At 66.7% G+C, this 25,890-nt stretch carries 21 protein-coding genes; 15 read left to right on the top strand and 6 right to left on the bottom strand.

Translation table 11 applies throughout. The annotated features are described in order from the left end of the window. Positions 1 to 59 precede the first annotated feature (59 nt). From LJ725_RS06100 to LJ725_RS06085, 4 genes are read left to right on the top strand one after another with little or no spacing between them, the layout of a single operon-like run. A complete protein-coding gene (locus LJ725_RS06100) occupies positions 60 to 1,052 on the top strand; it encodes an MDR family oxidoreductase (protein ID WP_230549753.1) in 993 nt (330 codons plus the stop codon). Between the two features lie 41 nt (positions 1,053 to 1,093). After that, positions 1,094 to 2,419, top strand: a complete 1,326-nt coding sequence (locus tag LJ725_RS06095; protein ID WP_230549752.1) for an aspartate aminotransferase family protein — start codon at positions 1,094 to 1,096, stop codon at positions 2,417 to 2,419. 21 nt (positions 2,420 to 2,440) lie between these two features. Further along, entirely contained in the window at positions 2,441 to 3,076 is a 636-nt protein-coding gene (locus LJ725_RS06090; protein WP_230549751.1) for a LysE family translocator, read from the top strand. Positions 3,077 to 3,123: 47 nt separating this feature from the next. Beyond that, positions 3,124 to 4,533 (top strand): phospholipase D-like domain-containing protein, encoded by a 1,410-nt coding sequence (locus tag LJ725_RS06085; protein WP_230549750.1) that lies wholly within the window; start codon positions 3,124 to 3,126, stop codon positions 4,531 to 4,533. Here the strand turns inward: LJ725_RS06085 and LJ725_RS06080 are convergent. Both LJ725_RS06080 and LJ725_RS06075 read right to left on the bottom strand, forming a co-directional pair. Further along, positions 4,524 to 5,192 carry an endonuclease/exonuclease/phosphatase family protein gene (locus LJ725_RS06080; protein WP_230549749.1) on the bottom strand — a complete coding sequence of 223 codons (669 nt, stop codon included), beginning with the start codon at positions 5,190 to 5,192 and terminating at the stop codon, positions 4,524 to 4,526. The genes LJ725_RS06085 and LJ725_RS06080 overlap by 10 nt on opposite strands. Continuing rightward, the gene (locus tag LJ725_RS06075) at positions 5,189 to 6,991 is read right to left on the bottom strand and encodes a cation:proton antiporter domain-containing protein (protein ID WP_230549748.1); all 1,803 of its coding nucleotides are present in this window, start codon (positions 6,989 to 6,991) and stop codon (positions 5,189 to 5,191) included. Before LJ725_RS06075 ends, LJ725_RS06080 begins: the two co-directional genes overlap by 4 nt. A gap of 77 nt (positions 6,992 to 7,068) precedes the next feature. On the opposite strand from LJ725_RS06075, the gene denD reads away from it, so the two are divergent. Further along, positions 7,069 to 8,073 carry a D-erythronate dehydrogenase gene (gene denD, locus LJ725_RS06070; protein WP_230549747.1) on the top strand — a complete coding sequence of 335 codons (1,005 nt, stop codon included), beginning with the start codon at positions 7,069 to 7,071 and terminating at the stop codon, positions 8,071 to 8,073. A gap of 20 nt (positions 8,074 to 8,093) precedes the next feature. On the opposite strand, the gene LJ725_RS06065 is transcribed toward denD, so the two are convergent. Next, positions 8,094 to 8,903: a class I SAM-dependent methyltransferase gene (locus LJ725_RS06065; RefSeq protein WP_230549746.1), complete on the bottom strand. Its 810-nt coding sequence runs from the start codon at positions 8,901 to 8,903 to the stop codon at positions 8,094 to 8,096. 105 nt (positions 8,904 to 9,008) lie between these two features. On the opposite strand from LJ725_RS06065, the gene LJ725_RS06060 reads away from it, so the two are divergent. Beyond that, on the top strand, positions 9,009 to 10,358 hold the full coding sequence (locus LJ725_RS06060; RefSeq protein ID WP_230549745.1) for a hypothetical protein: 1,350 nt from the start codon (positions 9,009 to 9,011) through the stop codon (positions 10,356 to 10,358). Positions 10,359 to 10,360: 2 nt separating this feature from the next. After that, a complete protein-coding gene (locus LJ725_RS06055) occupies positions 10,361 to 11,713 on the top strand; it encodes a hypothetical protein (RefSeq protein WP_230549744.1) in 1,353 nt (450 codons plus the stop codon). 1 nt (position 11,714) lies between these two features. Here LJ725_RS06055 and LJ725_RS06050 read toward each other — a convergent pair whose 3' ends face one another. Further along, a complete protein-coding gene (locus LJ725_RS06050; protein ID WP_230549743.1) occupies positions 11,715 to 13,265 on the bottom strand; it encodes an acyl-CoA carboxylase subunit beta in 1,551 nt (516 codons plus the stop codon). A 110-nt stretch (positions 13,266 to 13,375) separates the two neighbouring features. Here LJ725_RS06050 and LJ725_RS06045 point away from each other — a divergent pair, with 110 nt between their 5' ends. Further along, positions 13,376 to 13,882, top strand: a complete 507-nt coding sequence (locus tag LJ725_RS06045; protein WP_230549742.1) for an AAA family ATPase — start codon at positions 13,376 to 13,378, stop codon at positions 13,880 to 13,882. Here the strand turns inward: LJ725_RS06045 and LJ725_RS06040 are convergent. Both LJ725_RS06040 and pxpB read right to left on the bottom strand, forming a co-directional pair. Further along, positions 13,867 to 14,919 carry a 5-oxoprolinase subunit C family protein gene (locus LJ725_RS06040; RefSeq protein ID WP_230549741.1) on the bottom strand — a complete coding sequence of 351 codons (1,053 nt, stop codon included), beginning with the start codon at positions 14,917 to 14,919 and terminating at the stop codon, positions 13,867 to 13,869. The genes LJ725_RS06045 and LJ725_RS06040 overlap by 16 nt on opposite strands. Continuing rightward, complete coding sequence (gene pxpB, locus LJ725_RS06035; protein WP_230549740.1) at positions 14,916 to 15,653, bottom strand: 5-oxoprolinase subunit PxpB; 738 nt, start codon at positions 15,651 to 15,653, stop codon at positions 14,916 to 14,918. Before pxpB ends, LJ725_RS06040 begins: the two co-directional genes overlap by 4 nt. A 38-nt stretch (positions 15,654 to 15,691) precedes the next feature. On the opposite strand from pxpB, the gene LJ725_RS06030 reads away from it, so the two are divergent. The 7 genes from LJ725_RS06030 to fdhE all read left to right on the top strand — a co-directional run bounded on the left by LJ725_RS06030 (position 15,692) and on the right by fdhE (position 25,885). Then, positions 15,692 to 16,489, top strand: a complete 798-nt coding sequence (locus LJ725_RS06030) for a LamB/YcsF family protein (RefSeq protein WP_230549739.1) — start codon at positions 15,692 to 15,694, stop codon at positions 16,487 to 16,489. A 91-nt stretch (positions 16,490 to 16,580) separates the two neighbouring features. Continuing rightward, positions 16,581 to 18,878, top strand: coding sequence for a xanthine dehydrogenase family protein molybdopterin-binding subunit (locus LJ725_RS06025; RefSeq protein ID WP_230549738.1), 2,298 nt, complete (start codon positions 16,581 to 16,583; stop codon positions 18,876 to 18,878). Positions 18,879 to 18,888: 10 nt separating this feature from the next. Continuing rightward, complete coding sequence (locus LJ725_RS06020; protein WP_230549737.1) at positions 18,889 to 20,130, top strand: hypothetical protein; 1,242 nt, start codon at positions 18,889 to 18,891, stop codon at positions 20,128 to 20,130. A gap of 159 nt (positions 20,131 to 20,289) precedes the next feature. Then, a complete protein-coding gene (gene fdnG, locus LJ725_RS06015; RefSeq protein WP_230549736.1) occupies positions 20,290 to 23,382 on the top strand; it encodes a formate dehydrogenase-N subunit alpha in 3,093 nt (1,030 codons plus the stop codon). 15 nt (positions 23,383 to 23,397) lie between these two features. Then, a complete protein-coding gene (gene fdxH, locus LJ725_RS06010) occupies positions 23,398 to 24,318 on the top strand; it encodes a formate dehydrogenase subunit beta (RefSeq protein ID WP_230549735.1) in 921 nt (306 codons plus the stop codon). After that, complete coding sequence (locus LJ725_RS06005; RefSeq protein ID WP_230549734.1) at positions 24,315 to 24,944, top strand: formate dehydrogenase subunit gamma; 630 nt, start codon at positions 24,315 to 24,317, stop codon at positions 24,942 to 24,944. The genes fdxH and LJ725_RS06005 overlap by 4 nt, the downstream gene beginning before the upstream one ends. Further along, a complete protein-coding gene (gene fdhE / locus LJ725_RS06000; RefSeq protein ID WP_230549733.1) occupies positions 24,914 to 25,885 on the top strand; it encodes a formate dehydrogenase accessory protein FdhE in 972 nt (323 codons plus the stop codon). The genes LJ725_RS06005 and fdhE overlap by 31 nt, the downstream gene beginning before the upstream one ends. Positions 25,886 to 25,890 lie beyond the last annotated feature (5 nt).

Below are 25,890 nucleotides of genomic sequence, written 5' to 3'. Positions count from 1 at the left end.
GGCTGTTTGAGCGGCTGCGGCCTTGCTAGAGAGGGGTCGCCAATCGTTGAGGAGATCCCATGACTTTCCGCGCGCTCGTCTTGACCCAGGGTGCCGACCGCAAGGTGAGCGGCGCCGTCGAAACCCTGACCGAGGACAGGTTGCCGGCGGGCGACGTCACCGTCGCCATCGACTACTCCACCCTGAACTACAAGGACGGGCTGGTGCTCACGACCGGCGGCGGACTTGTGAAGACCTGGCCGCATGTCGGCGGCATCGATTTCGCCGGTACTGTCGAGACCTCGGAAAGCCCCGCGTTGAAGCCGGGCGACAAGGTCGTGCTGAACGGCTATCGCGTCGGCGAACTGCACTGGGGCGGTTACGCATCGAAGGCGCGGGTGAAGGGCGACTGGCTCGTGAAGCTGCCCGCTGCGATCTCGCCCCGGCACGCCATGGCCATCGGCACGGCGGGCTACACCTCGATGCTCTGCGTCATGGCGCTGGAAAAGCACGGGATCACCCCGGCCTCGGGCGAAATCCTGGTGACCGGTGCGGCGGGTGGAGTCGGCTCGGTCGCCGTCGCGATCCTGGCCAAGCTCGGCTATGCCGTCGTCGCGGCCACCGGCCGGCCGCAGGAAGGCGAGTACCTGAAGGCGCTCGGCGCCACCACGATCATGGACCGCAAGGAATTGACCGAGGCGCCCGACCGGCCCCTGCTGTCGGAGCGGTTCGCCGGCATCGTCGACACCGTCTCTGGCGTGATGTTTGCAAAGGCGCTGGCGCAACTGAAGTACGGCGGCGCGGCAGCGGTCTGCGGACTCGCGGCCGGGCCTGCGTTCCCGGGCTCGATCCTGCCGTTCATCCTGCGCGGCGTTTCGGTCTATGGCATCGACTCGGTGATGCTGCCGAAGGCGCCGCGTGAGGAAGCGTGGCGTCGTCTCGGCAGCGATCTGCCGCTGGACAGGCTCGACAGCACGGTCAGCGAGGCGGGACTGGGCGACCTGATGGCGCTGGCCCCAAAAATCCTCAAAGGAGAGATACGTGGCCGCGTGGTTGTCGACGTGAACAAGTGATAGTTTGCCGCCAAGTCCATTCTTAGCCCGAAGGTCTGCCGATGACGCCGTCGAACACCGCACCCGCCGCCAACAATCTCGAAGCGTTCTTCATGCCGTTCACCGCGAACCGGCAGTTCAAGAAGAACCCCCGCATGCTGGCCCGGGCGAAGGGTGTTCACTACTGGACTCCGGAGGGCCGGCAGATCATCGACGGCACCGCCGGCCTCTGGTGCGTCAACGCCGGCCATGGCCGCGAGGAGATCAAGGCGGCGATCGCCAAACAGCTGGATGAGATGGACTACGCACCCTCGTTCCAGATGGGCCATCCGAAGGCGTTCGAACTGGCCGCGCGGCATGCCGCCCTGCTGCCGGGCGATCTCAATCACGCGTTCTACTGCAACTCGGGCTCCGAGGCGGTCGACAGCGCACTCAAGATCGCGCTGGCCTACCATCGTGCCAACGGCCAGGGCACCCGCACCCGTTTCGTGGGCCGCGAGCGCGGTTATCACGGTGTCGGCTTTGGCGGCATCTCGGTCGGCGGCATGGTGAACAATCGCAAGTGGTTCGGTGCCATGCTGCCGGGCGTCGACCATCTGCCGCACACCCACCTGCCGGAGAACGCCTTCTCCAAGGGCCAGCCGGAGAACGGCGCCCATCTCGCCGATGCGCTTGAAGGCATCGTCGGCCTGCATGACGCCTCGAACATCGCGGCCGTGATCGTCGAACCGTGCGCCGGCTCCACCGGCTTCCTGCCGCCGCCGAAGGGTTACCTGAAGCGCCTGCGGGAGATCTGCGACAAGCACGGCATCCTGTTGATTTTCGACGAGGTCATCACCGGCTTCGGTCGCCTCGGCACCTCCTTTGCCGCCGAGAAGTTCGGAGTGATCCCCGACCTGATGACGGTCGCCAAGGGCATCTCCAACGCCACGGTGCCGATGGGCGGCGTGTTCGTGCGCAAGCACGTGTTCGACGGGCTGATGAACGGGCCGGAGAACGCGATCGACCTGTTCCACGGCTATACCTACTCGGCCCATCCGCTGGCCTGCGCCGCGGCATCGGCCGTGCTCGACATCTATCGCGACGAGGAACTGTTCGCACGGGCCGCCGAGCTCTCGCCGTACTGGGAGGAGGGCATCCACTCGCTGAAGGGCCTGCCGAACGTCACCGACATCCGCAATCTCGGCATGGCCTGCGGCATCGACCTCGCGCCGGAGGGCGCGGTCGGCACGCGCGGCTACAAGGCCTTCACCAAGGCCTTCGAACTCGGCCTGATGGTCCGCCAGTCCGGCGATGCCATCGCCATGTCGCCGCCGCTGGTGATCGAGAAGGCCCAGATCGACGAGATCGTCGACATCACGGCGAAGACCATCAAAGCGGTCGCCTGAGGTCGCTTCACGGAGGACGGGATGGTGTCGTTGCCGGCCCTGGCCGCGTTCGCGGCGGTAGCGCTCGGGATGGTGCTGAGCCCGGGGCCCAACATGGCCTATCTCGTCTCCCGTTCGATCTGCCAGGGCCGGGTCGCCGGTCTGATCTCGCTGGGTGGCGTGGCGCTGGGCTTCGTCACCTATATGCTGCTGGCGGCGTTCGGCATCACGGCGCTGCTGTTTGCGATCCCCTATGCCTATGATGCTCTGCGTCTGGCAGGCGCGGCCTATCTCGGCTGGCTGGCCTGGAGCGCGTTGCGTCCCGGCGGCCGCTCGCCGTTCGAGGTGCGCGCCTTGCCGCCCGATTCGCCGCGGCGGCTCTTCGCCATGGGCCTGCTCACCAACCTCCTGAATCCGAAGATCGCGGCGCTTTATCTCTCGCTGCTGCCGCAGTTCGTCGATGCCGACCGGGGCAATGTCCTCGGGCAGACCCTGCTGCTCGGATCGACCCAGATCGCGATCAGCCTCACGGTCAACGCGCTGATCGTGCTGGCGGCCGGCTCGGTCGCGGCGTTCCTGGCCGGCCGGCCGTTCTGGATGGCCGCGCAGCGATGGTTGATGGGGACCGTGCTCGCGGCGCTCGCGGTACGCATGGCATTCGACACCGGTCGCCGCTAGAACGGTTCCTCGGCCAGCCGCAGTGCAGGGGTCGGGGAACGGGCGAAGTGACTCTCGATGACAATGTGACGGCGTTGGTGGGCGCAGCGGCAGCGGTTGCTCACGTGGCCATCGCCGGCGCGGTGACGATCCACGTGCTGCTCTACAAGCGCAGCGTCGGCGCCGCCGTTTCCTGGATCGGGATCGCCTGGCTTTCGCCCTTCATGGGCGGACTGCTCTACGCCATCATGGGCATCAACCGCGTCAAGCGGCGTGCGCAGAGGCTGAAGCGCCAGCGCCTTCCGTTGGCCGTCTCGGTTCCGGAGGCGATCGGGACGGATGCCCTGACCCCGCTGGAGTATGCGGTCGGTCGACTGACCGGCCTCCCCTCGGCGCCGGGCAACAAGGTCGAGATGCTGCGCAGCGGCGACGAAGCCTATCCGCGGATGCTGGAAGAAATCGGCCGCGCGCGGACGAGCGTCGGCCTCTGCAGCTACATATTCCGCGCCGATGCGGCCGGTGAGAAGTTCCACGAGGCGCTGATCGAGGCGCAGAAGCGCGGCGTGCAGGTCCGGGTGCTGATCGACGGCATCGGCAGCGGATACTTTTGGTCCGGCACCTACGACCGGCTGCGCAAGGCCGGCGTCCCGGTCGCGCGCTTCCTGCATTCGTACTTTCCCTGGCAGATGCCGTTCCTGAACCTGCGCAACCACCGCAAGCTGCTGGTGGTCGACGGCAGGATCGCCTTCACCGGCGGCCTCAACATCGGCGCCGAGAACGTCGAGGCGGCCAATCCGTCCCACCGCGTCCGCGACACGCATTTCCGCATCGAGGGCCCGGTGGTGGAGCAACTCACCGACGCCTTCGCCGACGACTGGCTGTTCACGACCGGCGAGCACCTGCCCGACGCCGACTGGTTCCCCCCGCTGGAACCGGTGGGCACCGTGTCGGCGCGGATCGTGCCCTCGGGACCTGACGAGGACATGGAGCAGATCGAGTTCGCGACGTTGCACGCCATCTCGTGCGCGCGCGAATCGATCCGCGTGGTGACGCCGTACTTCCTGCCGGGCGAGCCGCTCACCATGGCGCTGGGCCTCGCGGCCATGCGCGGCATCAGGGTAGACATCCTGCTGCCGGAGAATTCCAATCACGCGATACTCGACTGGGCGCGGCGTGTGCCGCTCAGGCCGTTGATCGAGGCGGGCTGCCGCGTCTGGATGATGCCGGCGCCGTTCGATCATTCGAAGCTGATGACGATCGACGATTCCTGGTCGTTCATCGGCAGCGCCAATTGGGACACCCGCAGCTTCCGGCTGAACTTCGAACTGAACGTCGAGCTGCACGACGCGGCCTTTGCCCGGAAGATCGTGGAATCGGCCACGCCGCAGCAGCGCCTTACCCTGGCCGACATCGACGGCGACCCGCTGCCGATCCGCCTGCGCAACAGCGCGGCGCGCCTTTTGCAGCCCTACCTGTAGAAACGTCCCAGCCGGTCCTTGCGCGACCGCGCCGGCTGGGGCTCGGCGTGGGGGCCCTCGAGGTGCAGTTCGAGCCGGATCGGCCGATGGTCCGAGGGGCCGAAGTCGAGCGCGGCGGAGGCACGGCAGACGAGCCCGTGGGCAAGGCAGCGGTCGAGGCGGACCGGCATCACGTTGCCGGAGAGGTGCGTGGGCTCGCGCGGACCGACATCGGCAAAGCCAGGCAGCATCACCGGGCCGACGGCATTGTAGTCGCCGATGATCGCCGAAGGCTTGCCCTGCAGCGCCGCGGCGACGCGGGCGAGCTGGCGGCGATTGAGAAGCTGGCCGTGCGAAAGATGGACGTTGGCCAGGGTGATCTCGCCCATTTGGATGATCTGGGCCCGGCGCCGAGGCAGCCGGCCCGGCAGCCGCGATGCCGGGAGCGACAGCGCCGTGGGCCGCGGGAAATGGCTCGGGCTCCAGACCGCGAGACCGTGGATGCGGCCGAGCCAGGATAGCCGGTAGAAATGGCCGCCCACCAGTTCGGGCAACTTTTCGATGTGCTTCGTGGCCTCCTGCATAAGCAGCACGTCGGGCTTCTGGATATCGATCAGCCTCGCCACGTCCTCGACCGCGGCGCCGGTCAGCCGCAGAAGGTTCCAGCTGATCACCTTCATGGTTTCACGGCCTTCTCACGCCGGGCATCGCGGATGCGCGCTGACATCGACCCCGTGCCGCCGGCCGCGGCCTGCAACTCGTTCCGGACCTCCTCGCGGCGTTCGTGGATCGAGGCGATGACAAGGCCCATCGGGACGCCGAGCCCGACCAGCGCCGATTCGGCCAATTGCAGGCTGGCCTCGATCGTCTCCGGCACCGTGTCGGTCACCGCGAGCGTGTAGAGATGGCGCGCATGCTGGGCGTCGTGGGCGCGCGCCACGATCATCACGTCGGGGCGGCGCGCCCGCACGGCCCGCACCACGTCGTCGACCGCCGCCGTATCGATGGTGACGATCACGCCCGTCGCCTCGTCGATGCCGCAGCGCTGCAGGAAGAGCGAGTTGGACGCGTCGCCGAAATAGATCGGTCGCCCGAGCTTGCGCCAGCGCTCGACACGCACGGCGTCGTGGTCGGCGGCGATGTAGGAGATCTGATGCTTGTCGAGCAGGTCGCAGACCAGCTGGCCGACCCGACCGTGACCGACCACGATCACGCGTTTTTCGTGGTCGGCGGGAGGCAGCGGAGTCGCCGGCGCCTCGCCCGTCACCTGCTTGGCGACACGCCGGGCGGCGCGGCGCGCGAACAGCGACACGAACGGCAGGGTGCCCATGGTCAGGGACACCACCGCCAGCACCCCGGCGGCGACACCCGGCTGGACGAGGCTGAACTGGGTGGCGAGGCCGATGCCGATGAAGGCGAATTCGCCGCCCGGCGCCAGCAGCAGGCTGGTTTCGACGCTGGCCGCCCACGGCACCCCGAAGAAGCGACAGAGCGGGAGCAGCAGCACGGTCTTCGCGGCCATCATGGCAATGAAGCCGCCGATCACGAGCAGCGGTTCGCGCCAAATGAAGCTCAGGTCGATGTGCATGCCGACCGAAAAGAAGAACACGCCCAGCAGCAGGCCGCGGAACGGGTCGATCATGGCCTCGACCGCGCGACGGTATTCGGTCTCGGCCAGCAGCAGCCCGGCGATGAAGGCGCCCAGCGCCATCGAGAGGCCGGCCATGGCCGCGATCACGCCCGACCCGACCGCGATCAGAAGCGTCGCGGCCATGAAGAATTCGGGATTGTCGGTGCTGGCGGCGAGGCGGAACAGCGGCTTCAGCACGACCCGGCCGACCACGGCGATCACGGCGACTGCAAGCACCGCCTCGACGACGGCCACGATGACGCCCTGGATCACCGACCCTTCCGAATGGCCGCCCAGCGCACTGATCAGGAACAGGAGCGGGACAACGGCGAGGTCCTGCGCCAGCAAGATTGCGAAGCTGGTGCGGCCGGTGGTCGACATCATCCGGCGCTGACCGGACAGCAGTTCCATCACGATGGCGGTGGAGGAGAGCGCCAGGCAGGTGCCGATGATGAGGGCTGCGGCGGCGGGCTGGCCCAGCCAGTAGAGGGCGAGGCTGATGACAACCGCGGAGAGCACCACCTGCAGTCCGCCCAGCCCGAAGACCAGACGGCGCATCGTGATCATGCGGCGCATCGAGAGCTCGAGGCCTATGAAGAACAGCAGGAAGACGATGCCCAGGTCGGCGATGAAGGCGATCTGCCGCTCGCCCGTGACCGTCAGCCAGTCGATGGCCCGCGAGAAGTCGGCCAGACGGCCGAGCCCGTAGGGACCGAGCGCCGCGCCGACGACCATGAAGCCGAGCACGGGACTGATCTTGAGGCGGTGCACGACCGGCGCCACCACGGCCGCCGTCCCGAGGACGATGAGAGCGTCCTTGAAGACGTAGATGTCGCTGGGGCCGGCCATGTCCCGCAAACATAGACTGCGAACGGCGATCTGTGCACACTTTCATCCGCACACAACGAAATCGGGATGGAAACGACATGAAGGTGGTCATCACCGGCGGCGCGGGCTTCCTCGGCAAGAAGCTGGCACGCCGCATCCTGCAGCAGGGCGAGATCGCGGGTCCTTCCGGCCAGCCGAAGAAGGTCGGCGAGCTGTTGCTGTTCGACGTCGCGAAGGCGAGCGGCCCCGGCCTCGACGATCCGCGGGTCAAGACGGTGGCCGGCGACATCTCTAATTTCGCGACGGTGCAGTCGATCGTCCAGGGCGCGTCGACGGTGTTCCATTTCGCGGCCGTGGTCAGCGCCGGCGCGGAGGCCGATTTCGACCTGGGCTACCGGGTCAATCTGGACGGCACGCGCAACGTGCTCGAAGCCTGCCGGGCGCTCGGCACCAACCCGCGTGTGGTCTTCACCAGTTCGCTCGCGGCCTTCGGCGGCGACCTGCCACCGGCCGTCACCGACGACACGCCGCTCACGCCGCAGACGTCGTACGGCGCCCAGAAGTCGATCGGCGAGTTCCTGGTCCGCGACTACACCCGCAAGGGCTTCCTGCGCGGCACTGCGGTCAGGTTGCCGACGATCTGCGTCCGCACCGGCCTGCCGAACAAGGCGGCCTCGACCTGGGCCAGTTCGGTGCTGCGCGAGCCGCTGACCGGCGTCGACGTCGTCTGCCCGGTGACGCCGGAGACGGTCATGGTGGTCTTGAGCCCGCGCAAGACGGTCGATGCCTTCATGCGCCTGCACGATCTGTCGGCAGATGCGTTCGGGCCTGGCCGCACGCTGCTCCTGAACGGCATCAATGTGACCGCCAAGGAGCTGGAGCAGGCGGTCGGCCGCCACGCCGGCAACCGCAAGGTCGGCAAGGTCGTTTGGCAGCACGATCCGGCGATCCAGAAGATCTGCGACGGCTGGCCCCAGGGCATCGATTCCGCCCGCTCGCGCCGCCTCGGCTTCGAAACCGACAAGGACCTCGACGAGGTCGTGCGCAACTTCATCGCCGACGACCTCGACGAGCAGTTGAAGATCGCGAAGCCCGCGGGCTGACCGCTGCAGCCGCCTCCGGCCTAGCGGCCGCGCAGCATCCGCCAGCCGTTCTGAAGGTGACGCATCGGCCCCCAGACGTGGCGGGTCCGCATCATGTGCCAGCGTTGCGGCTCGTTGTCGGGCCCGGCGATCGCGCCGGCATCGTCGACGTAGTCGGTGATGCCGACGGCATCGGTGTCCCATGGACCCGTCGTCTTGAAGATCGTCGTCTTGGCGCCGTACTGCAGCAGCGTCTTCGACATGCCGGTCGCCATGAAATCCATGTAGCGCGGCAGGCTCTCGGGGCGGCAGAGATAGCCCTTGTTGAAGCCGACGGCGAGCAGGCGGAAGCTGAACGGATTCTTCTCGAGGAAGCGGATGACCTCGGTCGTGTTGGCCGGGTAGCGCGGCGAGAAGAAATCGTCGATCACGACGATGCCCTCGGTGTTCACGATCCGGTTGGCGAACTCCAGCTCGCGATAGACGGCGGTGCCGGTGTGTTCTCCGTCGATGTGGAACCACCGGACGGATTGGTGCATCGCCTGTAGGTCGAGCTTGGCCGGCAGGTCCGCGGACGGCCCGGACAGCGGTACGATGTTCGTGGCCTGCGCCCCGACCGATTCGATGGACCGGCGGACGGCGGTCTCGTCGAGGCGGAGGTCACACAAATAGAGCTTCTCGTTGCCCTTGCGATAGGACGCCAGGACGGACGCGGACCGGCCCCGCCAGACCCCGATCTCGAACAGGTCGCCGGCGGTTCCGGCCTGCTGGTCGAGCAGGGCGCGCCAGACGCAATAGGACTGGAACATGAACCAGCCCGGAATCGCGTCGATCTTCTCCCAAGTGAGCATCCGCCATCCTCGTTTGCCGCGCCTTGCTAACAGCGCCCCATCGACGCTGCAAGCCGTCAGCGCTTGCACCCCCGGCAAGGCTCCTGTAGGCCCGCACGCGGGGAAATGCCAACAACTTCAGTCGCATACAAGGCCACCGTCGGCCTCCTTTGGACCCTCGTGCTCTGGCACAGCTGGGAGTGCAGGGGGCTGTTCGTCGACGGTTCTGCATTCCTCGTGCAGGTCGCGCGCCGCGAATTCTTCTTCGATTTCTACGATCCCCGGCTGTTCGCGATGGTGCTGGGACAGGCGCCGATCCTGACCGCCGTGTTCCTGGGCGTCACGGACCTGCACCTCCTGGCCCAACTCCTGTCGCTGGGCCTGTTCGCCCTGCCGACGGCGCTCTACCACCTCGCCCTGCAGCGCGTGAAGGACGACCCCATCCTGCTGTCGGCCGTCCTGGCGGCCATCGGCGTCGTGTTCATGACGACGTCCTTCTTCATCGTCGGCGAATACAACACCGCCTATGCCATCGGCATGGTCGTGGCCGTGCGTCTGGCGACGGCACAGAGGCTGACCGTGGAGGACGGCGCCTTCCTGGTCGCGGTCGGCCTGCTGGCGATCCGGGCCTACGAGGTGATGCTCTATCTCGGGCCCGTCCTCGCCCTGATGATCGCCTGGACGATCTACCGGGTCAGGACCCGGCCGCCGCTCGCCACGGTGCTCTACCTTCTGGCCATCCTGCCCTTCCTCGGCGGCATGCTGGTGGCGGCCAACTCGCTGATCCATCCCTTCTCGCAGGACCATCTCAGCCGGACCGCCGCGACCGTGCTCGACGCCTGGCAGAACATCCAGTTCGACCTCGCCCTGCTCGCGGCGCTGGTCATCTTCGGCTGGGCGGCGCTGCGGCCGCAGGATCTCGGCACCCGCAAGCCCTACCTGTTCGCCGGCGTCTTCCTGGCACTGCTGGCGCTGTCTCCGCTGCTGGTCCTGACGGACACCCTGGTCCGTCCGCATGCCAAGTCGCAGTACACGGCGCGCAGCATCGCGGGCCTCGTCATGACGATCATCGTCATCCTGATCTGGCTCTACACGTCGCCGCTGGGAACGCGCATCAAGTCCTTCGTGGTGCTGCGGCGACCGGAAGTGTCCCGCCGGATGCTGACCTTCGGTTGCCTCATGGTGCTCGCGATCCTGCCCTCGAACGCCTATCTGACGTTCGAGTGGCGGAGCTACCTGAACACGGTTCGAACGATCGTCCGCAGCCAGAGCGGCGTGATCGAATTCGAATCGACGCCGCTTGCCAGGCGCCCGCTCGAGACGCTGGTCGAATCGTGGATCCTGCCGAGCCAGAGCCTGATCCTGCGCGCCAAGCGAGGCGACGGCATCATCGCCCCGCCGCGCGGCTTCAACGCCTGGCAGCCTTTCCCGCCCGCCGAGCCCTATCCGCTGGGCTCCTATGTGTGGCGCGACTGAGCGTGTCCACCTTGTCGCCGGTTGCCGTCGCCCGCGGTGTCGTCCTGCTCCTGTGGCTGCTCGCGCTGCACAACACGCTCGCCGGGCGGGCCCTGTTCTGGGACGGCGCGTCGTTTCTGGTGAACCTGCTCGATCACGCACACTTCCACGATTTCTATGCCGCCCGCGCCCATGTCGACTGGGTCACGCAGGCTCCGGTCCTGTTGCTTGCCAAACTGGGTGTCCGGGACACCCGGCTTCTGACGATGGTGTACTCGGCGGCGCTTTTCGCGCTGCCCACCGCCTTCTATCACCTCGCCCTGATGCGGGTACGCCGCGATCCGGTGCTGCTGACGGCCGTGCTCGCGATCGTGGCGGCGGTCTATCTGCCGACGTCGTTCTTCATCGTCGGCGAATACAACGTGGCCTTCGCCTGCATCACCGCCGCGATGTCGATCGTGCTGACGACCGATGGCCGCGGCCGCGGCGACGCCGCTCTGCTGCTGGCATTCGGCCTCCTGTGCCTGCGCTCCTATGAGGCGATGATCTATCTGGGGCCTCTGGTTGCCTCGGCGATCCTGTGGTCGATGCGGCAGAGCGACGATCTGCCGACCCGCACCCTGCGTGGACTGGCGGCGCTCGCCTTCGTGGGCAGCGCCCTCATCTCCGCAATCACGATCGTCGACTACTGGGATCACCCGCACTTCATGAAGGTGCGCTCCACCAGCGTCGATTTCTGGCAGAACATGCAGTTCTCGATCCCGCTGGCGGGATTCCTGATCTGTGCGATCGCGGGCGTGCGGCGTCCGGCGTGGCTGCAGGGGCGGGGGCCGATGGTGGTGATGGGCGTCATTGCCCTGCTGCTCGCGATCTCTCCCTGGTGGCGGGTCGTGCACGGTCCGTCGATCCTATATCCGCCGTCGCACTACGTGGCCCGCCAGGCCGCTGGCATGCTGCTGGCGGCGCTGCTCGCGGTCATGTGGGTCCAGGTCGCCCGCCGAGATCCGCCCGCGATCTTCGTCGTGGTCCGCCGTCCCGAGGTGGCGCGCCGCATGATGCTCGCGCTGGCGGCGCTGACGGTAGCCGCGGCGGTGCCGGACGTCGCGCTGACCCGGCTGTGGGCCGGCTACATCGAACGCCTGCGCATCGTCGTCGACGGCGCCAGCGGGCTCGTGCGGGCCGAAACGCTGCCGCTGCACGACTGGCCGAACAAGCTGTTCTTCCAGGATTGGTCCTACCCCGCCCTCAGCGCCGTCGTGAGCCGTACGCCGGGCCGCTCCTATGTCGTGTCCGACCAGGATTATCTCAGCAATCCGCCTTTCGAGCCGGCATGCGGACTCCTGCCCCGCCTGAAAGGATACGGCTGGCGTCGCTGAATCAGGGCCGCATCCACATGTGCGCCGGGCCGCTGCCGCGCACCGGAGCGGCGAGGTCGACGAATTCGCAGAGGATCCTGCGCGTGTCGCGCGGGTCGATGATCTCCTCGATCCAGAAGCTCTCGGCGCTCCGGAACGGCGAGCGCAGCTTGTTCAGCCGGTCCTCGATCTCCGCCATCTTGGCCTTCGGGTCCTCGGCGGCGTCGATGTCGGCGCGGTAGGCGGCCTCGATGCCGCCTTCCAGCGGCAGCGAACCCCAGCGACCCGAGGGCCAGGCGTAGCGCCAGTTCATGCGCGAGCCGTTCTGGTGTGCCGCACCCGCCACGCCGAAGGCGTTGCGGATGATGAAGGTGCACCACGGCACGGTGGTCTGGAACATCGACGACATGGCGCGCACGCCCTGGCGGATGACGCCGCTCTTCTCGGCCTCGAGACCGATCAGGAAGCCGGGGCAGTCGCAGAAATAGACGACCGGCAGATGGAAGGTCTCCGCCATGTCGAGGAAGCGCGTCACCTTCTGGCAGGCATCCGCGGTCCAGCCACCGCCATAGAACATCGGGTCGCTCGCCATCACCGCGACCGGCCAACCATCGACGCGCGCGAAGCCGGTCACGACGGAGCGACCGTAGAGGCGGCCCATTTCGAAGAAGCTGCCCTGGTCGACGATCTTCTCGACGATGGGACGGATGCGATAGACCTTGCGGGTATCGCGCGGGATGACGTCGAACAGCGTTTCCTCGCGCCGCGCCGGATCGTCGGTGACGGGACCGCGCGGCGGTGCGTCGTAGACCGAGGAGGGCAGGTAGGAGAGGAAGCGGCGGGCCGCGGCAAAGGCCTCGTCCTCGCTGTCGACGGCCTCGTCGATGGCGCCGGCCCGTAGCTGGATCTCCCAGCCGCCCAGTTCCTGCTTGTCGTACTGCTTGGGGCTGAGGCGGTTCACGACGGGCGGACCGGCGACGAACATCGCCGAGATTTCCTTGACCATCACCGAGTAGTGCGTGGCCGCCAGCCGTGCGGCGCCGAGGCCCGCGACGGAACCGAGGCCCAGGCCCACGGTGGGCACGACGCCCATGTTGCGCACCGCCCATTCCCAGCCGGCGACGCCCGGCACGTTGGCGCGGCCCGTCGTCTCGATCGTCTTCACCGATCCGCCGCCGCCCGAACCTTCGATCAGGCGGATGACGGGGATGCGATACTGGTTGGCGTAGCGTTCGACGAAGTTCGACTTCTCCTTGATCGTGGCATCCGCCGAGCCGCCGCGCACGGTGAAGTCGTCGCCGGTGACGGCGACATGACGGCCGTCGATCTTGCCGCGGCCCATCACGACGTTCGCAGGCGTGAGATCGATCAGGTCGTTCTTGCCGTCATACTCCGCCTTGCCGGCCACGCTGCCGATCTCGCGGAACGAATCCTTGTCGAGCAGGCGCTCGATGCGCTCGCGGACCGTGAGCCGGCCGCCATCGTGCTGGCGCTTGACCTTGTCGGCGCCGCCCATGCGCTTCGTCATCTCCTGACGGCGGCGCAGCTCGTCCATTTCCGGTTGCCAGCTCATCTCGACGCTTCCCCCGATCATTTTGTCGGAACGTTTCCAGCCCCGGCGGTTCGTACCAACCAAGGACCGGAGCGGCTACTGTAAACCGGTCTTTGCAAGGGAAGCGACCGATGGACGAAACGGCACGGCGAGGAGGAACTACGCTCCACATCATCTGCGGCAAGATCGCCGCCGGAAAGTCGACGCTTGCCGCCACGCTGGCGGCACATCCCCACACAATCCGGATCAGCGAAGATGCGTGGCTCGCCTGTCTCTACAGGGACGAGCAGAAGACGATCGATGACTATGTGCGCAACTCCCGCCGTCTACGCGAGGCAATGGGCGACCATGTGGTGGCGCTGCTCCGGGCCGGCCTGTCGGTCGTGCTGGACTTTCCCGCCAACACGCCGGCCAGCCGGCAATGGATGCGAAGTCTCTTCGAGCGCGCAGGCGCGGACCACCGGCTGCATTTTCTCGATGTTCCGGACGAGGTCTGCAAGGCCCGGCTGCATGCCCGCAATGCCGCCGGTACGCACGCCTTCAACACCAGCGATGCCGAATTCGATCTCTTCACGAGTTACTTCGTGCCGCCCTCGGCCGCCGAAGGCTTCGAGATGGTGTTCTACGGCGAATCGTAGACGACGCCGTCGATCAGGTTCTCTTCGTAGAGCCGGACGAGGTCGATACCCCCCGGCGGGCGCGCCACGACGAAGCCTGCGATCGCGCGTTGCAGCCTCGTTTCCTGGTCCCGCCGCAGTGCCTCCGCTTCCTCGACGCTGACCGCTGCGAAGCGCACGGTCTGGCCGGGCAACAGGCGTCCCAGCCGCGGCAGGTCGACCGAGGCCACGGTGGCGATCTTGGGATAGCCGCCGACGGTCTGCCGGTCGGCCAGGAGCACGATGGGCAGTCCGGCGCCGGGCACCTGGATGGCGCCCGGTGCGATGCCGTCCGAGATGATGTCGGCGCCCCCCTTCTCGACGGGCTTCGCATGCTCGATCACGGCACCCTCGAAGCGGATGCCCATGCGATCGGCTTCCTTGGAAACGCGATACTCCGTTTCCACGAACGTGCGGCGGCCGGCCTTGCTGAAGTAATCGTCCTGCGGTCCCCAGACGACGCGTACCGGACCGCTGCCATAGTCGAAGGGCTGCGCCAGCTTGCGTTCGTTGATGGCGGGGACGCTCGGCCTCGCGAGCGGCAACACGTCGCCAGCGGCGAGCTTGCGGCCGTCGAAGCCGCCGATGCCGGCGCGCGAGTAGGTGGACAAGCTGCCCATGAAGGAAGGCAGCTCGAAACCGCCCGCCACCGCGAGATAGGCCGTGCTCGACCCGTCGATCATGCCCACGCGCAGCGTCTGGCCGCGCTTCAGGAGATGGCTGCGATCCGACTCGATCGGCTTGGGCGCCGCATCGGGCCCGTCGATCAACTGGGGCGAAAGCGGGCCCACGAGCGCCACGCGCACGCTGTCGGCCTCGACCAGCAGGTCCGGACCCATGACGCCGATCTCGAGGCCCGCCGTGTTCGCAGGATTGCCGGCCAGCGCGTTGGCGAGGCAGAGGCCGATCCGGTCCATCGCGCCGGCGGTGGGCATGCCCAGCGCCATGAAGCCCGTGCGGCCGAGATCCTGCAGCGTGTCGAACAGGCCTGCGCGGACGACTTTCAAGCCGGCGGTCATCTGCTTTTCACCAGGCTCGACCAGTCGAAGCTGCCGGCCTCGACCTCGCGGGCGATGCGGTCGAAGCTCTTGCGGTCGATGCGCTCGAAGGAAAGTGAATCGCCGGGCGACAGGAACACCGGCTGCTCGCGGCGCTTGTCGAACATCCACAGCGGCGTGCGGCCGATCAGGTGCCAGCCGCCGGGACTTTCGAACGGATAGATCGTGGTCATGTCCATGGCGATGGCGACCGAGGAGCGCGGCACGCGCACGCGCGGCTGGCTGCGGCGCGGCAGGAACAGCGTCCGGTCGAGGCCGGCGACATAGGCGAGGCCCGGCATGAACCCCAGGACATAGACCTTGAAGGGCGAGCCGAGGTGGGCGGCGATCACCTGCTCCGGCGTCTTGTTCGTGCGCTCCGCCACCTCGGCGAGGTCGGGGGCGAACTCGGGATCGTCGTAACAGCAGGGAATGGTCATGCGACGGCTGTTTCCGTCGACCGGCAGGCCGCGCTCGATCAGCAGGCCGATCCGGGGCTCGAGGTCGGCCCGCGAGGTCGCGAGCGGATCGTAGGTCACCATCAGCGACCGCATGGTGGGAACTGTCTCGACGACGCCCGAAATTTCGCCGGCCTCGCGGGCCAGGCCGATGGCCGCATGCAGGGCCATCACCCGGTCGTTGATCTCGGGAGAAATCTCGTTGCCGAACTCGACGGTGAAGGCGGTGTCGCCGCAGGATAGGTACCGAACGCTCACATCTGCTACGATAGCGCCTGAAATTGAGGGAGTCTCCCATGGCCGCCACGACGAATGCCGGACACGTGAACATCAACTCCGACCTGGGCGAGAGCTTCGGTCCCTGGGTGATGGGCAACGACACCGAGGTCCTGAAGATCGTGACCTCGGCCAACGTGGCCTGCGGCTTCCACGCCAGCGATCCGGTCGTGATGATGGATACGGTGAAGCTGTGCGCGCAGAACGGCGTGTCGATCGGCGCCCACCCGGGCTTCGCCGACCTCCAGGGTTTCGGCCGCCGGGTCATCAACCTCACCATCAAGGAGCTGGAGGCCAACATCGCCTACCAGATCGGCGCCCTGCAGGCGATCGCCGCCCTCCACGGGATGAAGGTCACACACATGAAGCCGCACGGCATGATGGCGAACATGTCGGCCGAGAGTCCCGAGATGTCCGAAGCCATCGCCCGGGCCACCCGCGCGGTCGATCGCGACCTGATCTTCCTCGCCCAGGCCAATACCGAGCAGGGCAAGGCTGCCCGCAAGCACGGGCTGCGCGTCGCCGAGGAGGTCTTCGCCGACCGGACCTACACCGACGCCGGCTTCCTGACCCCGCGCAAGGAAGCCAATTCGATGATCAAGGACCCGGCCAAGGCCGTGGAACATGTCCGCCGGATGGTCGACGAGCAGGCGATCTACTCGACCTCGGGCAAGCGGATCCCCTGCCAGGTCGATTCGATCTGCGTCCATGGCGACGGGCCGACCGCCGTGACGGTCTCCAAGGCGGTCCGCGAGGGGCTCGAAGCGGCCGGAATCCGCATCGTGCCGCTGCCGGAAATGCCAAGCCTGCGCCCGTGAGTTCCGGGGCCATGCGTCGCGCTGGCTTGTAGGGCGCGGCATCGCCGCTATAGTCGGCCGACCTGATGGGATTTTGCGGCGGGAGTGGCGTATGGCGGTGTTTGGCAAGGCTCAGTACATCAAGCGCGTCGAGGACGACCGGCTCCTGACCGGCACGGGCGGCTTCACCGACAACCTCTCGCGGCCCAATCAGGCGCATGTTGTGCTCGTGCGGTCTCCGCATGCCCACGCAAAAATCCTGAAGATCGACACTTCCGCAGCCAAAAAGGCACCGGGCGTGGTCGCGGTCTACACCTGGGCCGACATGGAAAAGGAAGGTGTGGGTAACTTCGCCTTCCCGACGATGTTTCCGGCGGCCGACGGCAGCAAGCCCGAGATGACCCCCCGCCGTTCGCTGGCTCACGAGGTGGTGCGCTACGTCGGAGAGGCCGTGGTGGCCATCGTCGCCGACACGCGCGAGCAGGCGCAGGACGCCGTCGAGCTGGTCGATATCGAGTATGAGCAGCTTCCGTCGGTCACCGAGATCGAGGACGCGCTCAAGCCCGGCGCGCCGCAGGTCTGGCAGGGCGCGCCTGGCAACATCGCCGGCTACAACAAGTTCGGCGACCACGCCAAGGCCGAGGAGGCTTTCAAGAGCGCGGCCCACGTCGTGTCGCTCGACATCGTGCACCAGCGCCTGATCGTGAACGCCATGGAGCCGCGCGCGGTCATGGCGGAGTGGGAGAACGACCGGCTGATCGTCCATATCGGCAGCCAGAACCCCTCGGTGACGCGCGACACTCTGTGCGACGTCATCCTGAAGATGCCCAAGGACAAGGTGCGCGTGGTCGTGCGCGACATCGGCGGCGGCTTCGGCATGAAGGTCGGCATCCAGCCGGACGAGGCGGTGGCCGTTTGGGCCGCCAAGGTGCTGAAGCGGCCGGTGCGGTGGCGCGCCGAGCGCGGCGAGGAGTTTGCCGCGACGACCGCGGGCCGCGACCAGTTCCACAAGGCCTCGATGGCATTCGACAAGGACGGCCGCATCCTCGGCCTGCGCATGGAAGCCTTCGCCAACATCGGCGCCTATCCGTCGCGCGGCGGCGTCGTCATCCCGCTGTTCGTCGGCCCCAAGGTGACAACCGGCACCTATGACATCCCGCTGGTCGATCTCAAGATCACCTGCGTCATCACCAACACCGCCACGATCGGCGCCTATCGCGGCGCCGGCCGTCCCGAGTGCATCCTCAATCTCGAGCGGCTGATGGACACGGCGGCCCGCCAGATGGGCATGGATCCGGCCGAACTGCGTCGGCGCAACTTCGTGAAGCCCTCGCAGATGCCCTACACCACGGCGATGGGCGAGAAGTACGATTCCGGCGACTTCAACCTGTTCCTCACCAAGACGCTCGAAGCGGCCGACTGGGACGGCTTTGCGGCGCGCAAGGCGGAGGCCGAGAAGCGCGGCAAGCTCTACGGCCGCGGCCTCGCCTCCTACGTCGAATGGACCTCGGCCAACGTCATGAACGAGATGGCGCACTACGAGGTCAAGGAAGACGGCAAGGTGGTGATCTGGATGGGCACCCAGGGCATGGGGCAGGGGCTGCAGACCAGCTTCACGCAGCTCGCGTCCGAACTGCTCGGCATCGACCCGTCGCAGATCGAGATCGCCATGGGCGATTCCGATCGCGTCGGCGGCGTCGGCTCGATGGGGTCGCGCTCGGCCTATATCGGCGGCTCGGCCGTCCTGAGCGGCAGCGAGAAGCTTGTCGACAAGGGCAAGGAACTGGCGGCCGATGCGCTCGAGGCGGCGACCGCCGACATCGTCTATTCGGCCGGTCGCTTCACCATAACCGGCACCGACCGCGGCATCGGCCTCGGCGAACTGGCGGCGAAGCAGCCCGACAAGCGCATCTTCATCGAGAACGTGAACACGGTCGACGGCATCGCCTGGCCCAACGGCGCCCATGTCGGCGAGGTCGAGATCGACCCCGAGACCGGCATGGTCGAGCTGAAGCGCTATACGACGGTGGACGACGTCGGAAAGCCGCTGCACCGGCCGATCGTGTTCGGCCAGATCCATGGCGGCTGCGCCCAGGGCATCGGCCAGGCGCTGCTGGAGGAGAACGTCTACGACCGCGAGAGCGGCCAGCTGATGACCGGCTCGTTCATGGACTACGCCATGCCGCGTGCCGAGACCTTCCCGACCTTCAACAACCAGCTCGACGACACCGTGCCGGCCAAGAGCAACCCGATCGGCGCCAAGGGCGTCGGCGAGTCCGGTACGGTGGGCTCGACCCCCACCGTGATGAACGCGATCATGGACGCGCTGTGGCCGCTGGGCGTGCGCAACATCCAGATGCCGGCGACGCCGCAGCGCGTCTGGCAGGCGATCCAGTCCACGCGCAAGTAGCGGAGAGGAGATGAAACAGCGCATCTTCGGCTGGATTTCCGTCCTTTTCGGCATCGTCCTGTCGCTCGCCGCACTCGAAGTCACGGCGATCGTCTGGCTCTACCTGGAAGACGGCCGCTACACCTCGGCCGAGGAGCTGTTCGAGCGCACGCAGAACACCTACGTGCGCGACGCCACCAAGGGCACGGCGTGCCGCTACGTGGACACGCTGTTCCCGCATCCGTACGTGGCGTTCGTCCATCATGCCAACCCGCCCTGCGGCATCCCCTGGGTCAACAATGTCGGCCTGTTCGGCCCCGACTATCCGGTCCTGAAGCCCACCGACCGCTATGTCGTGATGTTGACCGGGGGCTCGGTGGCCTCGCAGCTCGGCCAGAACGCCGCGCCGCCGGCGCCGCGCTATCTCGAGGAAGAGCTCAACAGGAAGTACATCAGCCCGAACGGCAAGCCGTTCATGGTGCTGAACGGCGGCGACGGCGCGTGGAAGGAGCCGCAGCCCTTCATCCTGTTCTCGCTCTACGCCTCGTCGGTCGATGCCGTGGCGGTGCTGGGCGGCTTCAACGAGCATTATTTCTTCTGGCCGGGCGCCGAGGAGCGGCTGGAGCGGCCGCTGAGCAACTTCCTCGACGTGAACCCCTTCGTGGCCGACGAGAATTTCGGCGACGCGGCGATCGGCTGGGTCATGGGGCGGATCGCCGGCACCCTGGCGCTGAACCCGATCCTCGGCCATTCGCACGCTGCCTACATGGTGATCCGCGGCATCGAACAGGCCGCCAAGGGCAAGGACATCTTCAAGTCGGCCAAGAAGACGACCCTGAACAGCATGTTCCACATGCCCGAGAACATCCGGTCGAACCACAAGCTGGCTTTCGATACCCAGCTCGGCCTCTACCAGAAGTACATCAAGGCTACGGTGGCCGTGGCAAAGGACAACAACGTCAAGGCCGCCTACTTCATCCAGCCCGCCCCCGCGATCGGCAAGGAGCTGACCGAGGAGGAGAAGCGGGTTGTCGGCGACCTGTCCTACCGGAACATGTACGGCAACATCGTCGCGGGCCTCATGACCCTGCGCAACGGCGGCACACCGATCTTCGACCTGACCCAGATCTTCGCCGGAGAGAAGGGGACGATCTACGCCGACCACATCCACTATGCCCGGGATGCGGCCAACGAGAGCCCCGGCAACCGCATCATCGCGGCGCGCATGGGCGAGATCCTCGCGGAGAATTGGGGTTTCCAGCGCAAGCCCTGAGGCCCGGTGGGCAGCGGCGCCGGGAAAACCCATTCAAATTTCGTTCATTATTCAGTTTGATCTTTATTCGCGACACCTGAAGCGATTGACTGGCCGCGACGCGGAATAAAAACGGGGTGCTTAGATACCCCATAAGCGTCGTTGGGATGGAGCTGGAACATGGCCGTTACACGTCGGCAATTCATGAAGGTGAGCGCGGCTGGCCTCGCCGCGTCCTCCGTGGGCGCGCTGGGCTTCGTCGGCGCGAGCGAGAGCCTGGCGGCCAACGTCAGGCCGTACCGCCTCGAAAAGGCGACCGAGACACGCAATACCTGCCCCTACTGCGCGGTGGGTTGCGGCGTCCTCGTCTACTCGTCGGCCGACGGCACCAAGGACGGCAAGGCGCGGGCTTTTCATATCGAGGGCGATTCGGACAATCCAATCAACCGCGGCACGCTGTGCGCGCGCGGCGCGGCCTCGCTGGGATTCGCCAACAGCGTGAACCGCCTGCAGTATCCGATGCACCGCAAGCCCGGCTCCGACAAGTTCGAGCGCGTGAGCTGGGACTTCGCGATGGAGCGCATCGCCAAGCTCGCAAAGGAAGACCGCGACAAGAACTTCATCGCGAAGAATCGCGACGGCGTCACGGTCAACCGCTGGGTGAGCACCGGCTTCCTGGCCGGCTCGGCCTGCAGCAACGAGGCGGGTTACCTCACCTACAAGGCCATCCGGTCCACCGGCATCCTGGCCTTGGAGAACCAAGCCCGAATATGACACGGACCGACGGTGGCCAGTCTTGGCCCCACATTCGGACGTGGCGCGATGACGAACTCGTGGAACGACATCAAGAACGCTGATGTCGTCCTGATCATGGGCGGCAATGCCGCCGAGGCCCATCCCTGCGGCTTCAAGTGGGTCGTCGAGGCAAAGGCCAACAACGGCGCCAAGCTCATCGTGGTCGATCCGCGCTTCACGCGCTCGGCCGCGGTTTCGGACCTCTATGCACCGATCCGGCCTGGCACGGACATCGCGTTCCTGTCGGGCGTGATGCGTTACCTGCTGGGCACCGGCAAGATCCATCAGAAGTACGTCAATGCCTACACCAACGCCTCCTACATCGTGAAGGAAGGCTTCAAGTTCGAGGACGGACTGTTCACGGGCTACGACGAGGCCCGCAAGAACTACGTCGATCGCACGACGTGGGAGTACGAGTTCGACGAGCAGGGCATGGCCAAGGTCGACGAGACCCTGCAGAACCCGCGTTGCGCCATCAACCTCCTGAAGGCCCATGTCGAGCGCTACACGCCCGAGATGGTCGAGCGGATCTGCGGCACGCCGAAGGACAAGTTCCTGAAGGTCTGCGAGCTGATCGCCTCGACGGCCAACGGCGAGCGTTCGATGACCTCGCTCTATGCGCTGGGCTGGACGCAGCACACGACCGGCGCACAGAACATCCGCAGCATGGCCATGATCCAGCTCCTGCTGGGCAACATGGGCATCCCGGGTGGTGGCGTGAACGCGCTGCGCGGTCACTCCAACGTCCAGGGCATCACCGACTTCGGACTGCTCACCACCTCGACGCCGGGTTACCTTGTCCTGCCGAGCGAGCGGGAGGCGACCTACGCCGACTACATGAAGTCGCGCGCCTTCAAGCCGATCCGTCCCGGCCAGACCAGCTTCTGGCAGAACTACGGGAAGTTCTTCGTCAGCCAGCAGAAGAGCCTGTTCGGCAAGGCGGCGACCAAGGAGAACGACTGGGCCTACGACTACCTGCCCAAGTTCGACACGGCCTACGACGTTCTCAAGATCGTCGACATGATGGCGGGCGGCCAGATGAACGGCCTGTTCTGCCAGGGCCTGAACGTCATGATGGCCGCGCCCAACAAGGCCAAGGTCCAGGCCGGTCTGTCCAAGCTCAAGTGGCTCGTGATCATGGATCCGCTGGAGACCGAGACGGGGCGGTTCTGGGAAAACCACGGCGAGTTCAACAACGTCGATCCCAAGTCGATCCAGACCGAGGTGTTCCAGCTTCCGACCACGGCCTATGCCGAGGACGAGGGCACCTTCACCAACTCCAGCCGCGTCATCCAGTGGCACTGGAAGTCGGTGGCCGGGCCGGGCGAATCGCGCGGTGACATCGAGATCATCGCCGACCTGCACAGCCGGCTGCGGGCGCTCTACGCGAAGGAAGGCGGCGCGTTCCCGGACCCGATCCTCAACACGACCTGGGACTACGCCAAGCCCGCGCATCCCGAGCCGGTCGAACTCCTCAAGGAGATCAACGGCTACGCGCTGGAGGATCTGCCCGATCCGGCCGATCCCACGAAGGTGCTGCTGAAGGCCGGCCAGCTCCTGCCGGGCTTCGCCGTGATGCGCGACGACGGCAAGACGTCGGGCGGCTGCTGGATCTACACCGGCGTCTATACAGAGGCCGGCAACATGTCGATGCGGCGCGACGCCAGCGATCCGAGCGGTCTCGGCGTGCACCCGAACTGGGGCTACGCCTGGCCGGCCAATCGCCGCGTCCTCTACAACCGCGCCTCGGCCGATCCCGACGGCAAGGCGTGGAGCGAGCGCAAGAAGTACATCACCTGGAACGGCTCGCGCTGGGTCGGTGCCGATGTGCCGGACTATGCGCCGACGGTGGCGCCCGACAAGTCGGTCGGCCCGTTCATCATGAATCCGGAAGGCACGGCGCGGCTGTTCTCGCGCACGGCCATGCCGGACGGGCCGTTCCCCGAGCACTACGAGCCGATGGACGCCTATATCGCCAATCCGCTTCACCCCAAGGTGAACACCAATCCGGTGGCGCGGGTGTTCGCGGCCGATGCCAAGTCGTTCGGCACGCCGGACAAGTTCCCGATCGTGGCGACGTCCTATCGTCTCGCCGAGCACTTCCACTACTGGACCAAGAACGTTCACGACAACGTCGTGGTCCAGCCGGAGATGTTCGTCGAGATGGGCGAACGCCTGGCGAAGGCCAAGGGCATAAAGAACGGCGACTGGGTCGAGGTCTCGAGCCAGCGCGGCATGATCAAGGCGAAGGCGTCGGTGTCCAAGCGCTTCCGGCCGATCATGGTCGACGGCAAGCCCTGCGACGTGATCGGGTTGCCGATCCACTACGGCTTCGTCGGCATGGCGCGGAAGTCATATCCGATGAACACGCTGACGCCTGCGGTCGGAGATGCCAGCACCAATACGCCCGAATACAAGGCGTTCCTGGTGGATGTGAAGAAAACCACCCCGCCGGCCTCGTCGCCGGCCGTGGCCTGATCGGGGGAGGGAACGATGTCTGCTCTGCAAGCCCTCGATCTCCGCCGCCGCTCGGCCTCCAGCGTTCCGCCGCCGGCCTCCGGCAAGGCGGCCGCCGTACCGGTCGCCAAGCTGATCGACGTCAGCAAGTGCATCGGCTGCAAGGCCTGCCAGACCGCCTGTCTCGAGTGGAACCAGCTCGACCAGTCGATCGGCTATACCGACGGCACCTACAACAACCCGACCGATCTGACGCCTGCCTCTTGGACCGTCATGCGCTACACGGAGCACGAGCGCGGTGACGATCTCGAATGGCTGATCCGCAAGGACGGCTGCATGCACTGCGACGATCCGGGCTGCCTCAAGGCCTGCCCGGCGCCCGGTGCGATCGTGCAGTACACCAACGGCATCGTCGACTTCATCTCCGACAACTGCATCGGATGCGGCTACTGCGTGAAGGGCTGTCCCTTCAACATCCCGCGCATCTCGCAGGCCACCAGCAAGGCCTACAAGTGCACGCTCTGCTCCGATCGGGTCGTGGTTGGTCAGGCGCCGGCCTGCGCCAAGGCCTGTCCGACGCAGGCGATCTACTTCGGCACCAAGGAAGACATGATCGCCCACGCCGGCAAGCGCATCACCGACCTTAAGTCGCGCGGCTACCAGAATGCCGGCCTCTACAATCCGCCGGGCGTGAACGGAACGCACGTCATGTATGTGCTGCAGCATGCCGACAAGCCCTCGCTCTATTCTGGACTTCCCGACGATCCGCGCATCAGCCCGCTGGTCGGCATCTGGAAGGGCGTGATGAAGCCCCTGTCGCTGGCGGCGATCGCCTTCGCCGGGGCCTTCGGCCTCATGCACTACGTCACCAAGGGGCCCAATCGGGTCACCGAGCATGATGAGGAGAAGGCCGCCGAACTCGCCGGCAGCGACGGTGCGGGGAGCAAGAAGGCATGATCGAGCACAGCAAGCCGGTCAGCCGCTACACCGCTGCCGCGCGCATCAACCACTGGATCACCGCCGTTTCGCTGATCCTGCTGGCCCTCAGCGGCCTGGCGCTGTTCCATCCGTCGCTCTACTTCCTCACCTACCTGTTCGGCGGCGGACAGATGACCCGGATCATCCATCCGTGGATCGGCGTCGTCCTGGCCGTCAGTTTCCTCGGCCTGTTCCTGCGGTTCTTCACGCTCAATTTCTGGAACCGCGACGACACCGTCTGGATGAAGAACCTGGGATCGGTGATCAACAACAAGGAAGAGGGGCTGCCCGAGCTCGGCAAGTACAATGCCGGCCAGAAGCTCGTCTTCTGGGGGCAGTCGGTCCTGATCCTGCTGCTGCTGGGAAGCGGCGTCGTGCTCTGGGACACCTACTTCGCATCCTATACCACCATTGACCAGAAGCGCTGGTCTGCGGTCGTCCACGCGCTCTGCGCCATCGGCGCCATCCTGATCTGGATCGTGCACGTCTATGCCGCCATCTGGGTCAAGGGCACGATGAGCGCCATGACGCGCGGCTCGGTCAGCGGCGGCTGGGCATGGAAGCACCATCGCAAGTGGTTCCGTCAGGAAGTCGGGAAGTCCTGAGCTCCGGTCCCGACAATCCGTCCGCTAACTTCGGCGAAAACATCCTCGGCGCCGCCGCCGAGGGTGAGCGTGTGCGGCTGCCCGATCTCTCGACGCTGTTCCAGACGCGGGCGGCCCGCCTTCGCGAGCTGGCGCCGGGCCACGATCTCGAAGGGTTCCTGCGTCTGATCGCGGCGCTGGTCACGGCCCAGCACGGGGCCCTGTCGAAGCTGCCGCCGGGCTCGCTGCCGGGAGCGGCGGAGATCGCCAAGGCAAGGCTGGTGAAGCGCGCGCCCCTCGATCCCGCGATCTGGTCGCGCGACGAAAGCTGGCGCGTGGCCCTGTCGTGCATACTCGAAACCATCGACGGCGAGGTCCTGCCCGAATCGGCGCGCGCGGCCCGCGATGCCCTGCTGGCTGCAAAGCCTGCCGAACTGGAGGCGCTCGCCGACCGCTTTCTCGGAGGCGACGTCGCCGGCCCCGAAGCCGCACAGGCGGTTTTCGTGGCGGCCGCCCTGCAGGTCGTCTGGACGCGCATGGCCGCGCTGCTCGATGCCGCCGACCTCGCGGGCGAGACCGAGAGCGGCGACTGCCCGGCCTGCGGCTCGCCCGCCGTTTCCGGCCTGATCTCGCCGGGCGGCACCAAGTTCGGCCACCGCCATCTTCACTGCTCGCTCTGCGCGACGTCGTGGCGCTACGTGCGCGTGCGCTGCGTGCATTGCGGCAGCACCGACAAGATTTCGTTCCGCAACCTCGCGGGCTCGAGCTACCTCCGCGCCGAATGCTGCGAGGTCTGCCAAGGCTATTCGAAGGTCTTCTATCTCGAAAAGGCCCGCGCCATCGAACCGCTGGCCGACGATCTGGCGTCGCTCGGCCTCGACGTGCTGGTGGGCGAAGAGGGTTTCGCGCGGGTGCCCAATCCCTTCGTGCTGGGCATCATGCAGCACCCGCCCGAGGACTGACGGGC

The organism is Reyranella aquatilis, from assembly GCF_020880995.1.
GTDB lineage: Bacteria > Pseudomonadota > Alphaproteobacteria > Reyranellales > Reyranellaceae > Reyranella > Reyranella aquatilis.
This window is presented reverse-complemented; position numbering and strand designations above follow the sequence as displayed.

What these genes read in the sequence shown, in the direction of transcription:
- LJ725_RS06100 (WP_230549753.1), top strand. Translation starts at nt 60, where the DNA reads ATGACTTTCCGCGCGCTCGTCTTGACCCAGGGTGCCGACCGCAAGGTG.
- LJ725_RS06095 (WP_230549752.1), top strand. Translation starts at nt 1,094, where the DNA reads ATGACGCCGTCGAACACCGCACCCGCCGCCAACAATCTCGAAGCGTTC.
- LJ725_RS06090 (WP_230549751.1), top strand. Translation starts at nt 2,441, where the DNA reads ATGGTGTCGTTGCCGGCCCTGGCCGCGTTCGCGGCGGTAGCGCTCGGG.
- LJ725_RS06080 (WP_230549749.1), bottom strand. Translation starts at nt 5,192, where the DNA reads ATGAAGGTGATCAGCTGGAACCTTCTGCGGCTGACCGGCGCCGCGGTC.
- LJ725_RS06075 (WP_230549748.1), bottom strand. Translation starts at nt 6,991, where the DNA reads ATGGCCGGCCCCAGCGACATCTACGTCTTCAAGGACGCTCTCATCGTC.
- denD (WP_230549747.1), top strand. Translation starts at nt 7,069, where the DNA reads ATGAAGGTGGTCATCACCGGCGGCGCGGGCTTCCTCGGCAAGAAGCTG.
- LJ725_RS06065 (WP_230549746.1), bottom strand. Translation starts at nt 8,903, where the DNA reads ATGCTCACTTGGGAGAAGATCGACGCGATTCCGGGCTGGTTCATGTTC.
- LJ725_RS06060 (WP_230549745.1), top strand. Translation starts at nt 9,009, where the DNA reads ATGCCAACAACTTCAGTCGCATACAAGGCCACCGTCGGCCTCCTTTGG.
- LJ725_RS06050 (WP_230549743.1), bottom strand. Translation starts at nt 13,265, where the DNA reads ATGAGCTGGCAACCGGAAATGGACGAGCTGCGCCGCCGTCAGGAGATG.
- LJ725_RS06045 (WP_230549742.1), top strand. Translation starts at nt 13,376, where the DNA reads ATGGACGAAACGGCACGGCGAGGAGGAACTACGCTCCACATCATCTGC.
- LJ725_RS06040 (WP_230549741.1), bottom strand. Translation starts at nt 14,919, where the DNA reads ATGACCGCCGGCTTGAAAGTCGTCCGCGCAGGCCTGTTCGACACGCTG.
- LJ725_RS06030 (WP_230549739.1), top strand. Translation starts at nt 15,692, where the DNA reads ATGGCCGCCACGACGAATGCCGGACACGTGAACATCAACTCCGACCTG.
- LJ725_RS06025 (WP_230549738.1), top strand. Translation starts at nt 16,581, where the DNA reads ATGGCGGTGTTTGGCAAGGCTCAGTACATCAAGCGCGTCGAGGACGAC.
- LJ725_RS06020 (WP_230549737.1), top strand. Translation starts at nt 18,889, where the DNA reads ATGAAACAGCGCATCTTCGGCTGGATTTCCGTCCTTTTCGGCATCGTC.
- fdxH (WP_230549735.1), top strand. Translation starts at nt 23,398, where the DNA reads ATGTCTGCTCTGCAAGCCCTCGATCTCCGCCGCCGCTCGGCCTCCAGC.
- LJ725_RS06005 (WP_230549734.1), top strand. Translation starts at nt 24,315, where the DNA reads ATGATCGAGCACAGCAAGCCGGTCAGCCGCTACACCGCTGCCGCGCGC.